Annotated in this window: 1 protein-coding gene; it reads left to right on the forward strand. The window is 44.8% G+C overall.

The genetic code is table 11. The features are described 5' to 3' along the window. Window positions 1-1,176, forward strand: a complete 1,176-nt coding sequence (gene tuf, locus AC0QT4_RS09165) for an elongation factor Tu (protein WP_078691533.1) — start codon at window positions 1-3, stop codon at window positions 1,174-1,176. Window positions 1,177-1,190 lie beyond the last annotated feature (14 nt).

Raw genomic sequence — 1,190 nt, forward strand, 5'->3', positions numbered from 1 at the left:
ATGGCAAAGAGCAAATTTGAACGTACGAAGCCGCATGTTAATATTGGTACGATTGGTCACGTTGACCATGGGAAGACTTCGTTGACAGCAGCGATTACGAAATATTTTGGTGAATTTAAAGCCTATGACCAAATTGATGCGGCACCAGAGGAACGTGCTCGTGGGATTACCATTTCTACAGCGCATGTTGAGTATGAAACAGAGAAAAGGCACTATGCGCACGTTGATTGTCCTGGTCACGCGGATTATGTGAAAAACATGATTACGGGAGCCGCGCAGATGGATGGCGCGATTTTGGTTGTTTCAGCTGCTGATGGCCCAATGCCTCAGACACGTGAACATATTCTTCTAGCGCGTCAGGTTGGTGTTCCAGCGATTGTTGTTTTTCTGAATAAGGTTGATCAAGTTGATGACGCTGAGCTTTTGGAGCTTGTTGAGCTTGAAGTACGAGAGTTGTTGTCAAAATATGATTTCCCAGGAGATGATATACCAATCGTAAAAGGTTCAGCCTTAGCAGCCCTTGAAGATAAAGATAAGAGCATTGGTGAAGATGCTGTTCGTCTTTTGATGAGTGAAGTTGATAATTATATCCCTACGCCAGAGCGTCCGGTTGATCAGCCGTTTTTGATGCCAATTGAGGATGTTTTTTCGATTTCAGGTCGTGGTACGGTTGTCACTGGTCGTGTTGAGCGTGGTGTTATTAAGGTTGGCGAGGAAATTGAAATAATAGGGATTCGCCCGACGTCTAAGACGACGGTTACGGGTGTTGAAATGTTCCGCAAGCTTTTGGATCAAGGGCAGGCGGGTGATAATATTGGTGCGTTGCTTCGTGGTGTTGATCGTGAAGGGATTGAACGTGGTCAGGTTTTGGCGAAACCTGGTTCAGTTACGCCTCATACGCGTTTTAAAGCGGAGGCTTATATTTTAACGAAAGATGAGGGTGGTCGTCATACTCCGTTTTTCACGAATTATCGTCCACAATTTTATTTCCGTACGACGGATGTGACAGGGATAGTAACGCTTCCGGAAGGTACTGAAATGGTAATGCCTGGTGATAATGTTGCGATGGATGTTTCTTTGATTGTTCCAATTGCTATGGAAGAGAAGCTTCGCTTTGCTATTCGTGAAGGTGGTCGTACTGTTGGTGCCGGTATCGTTTCTAAGATCATTGAATAAAGAATGGTTGTTGG

The organism is Bartonella sp. EBT8 (genome assembly GCF_055796165.1).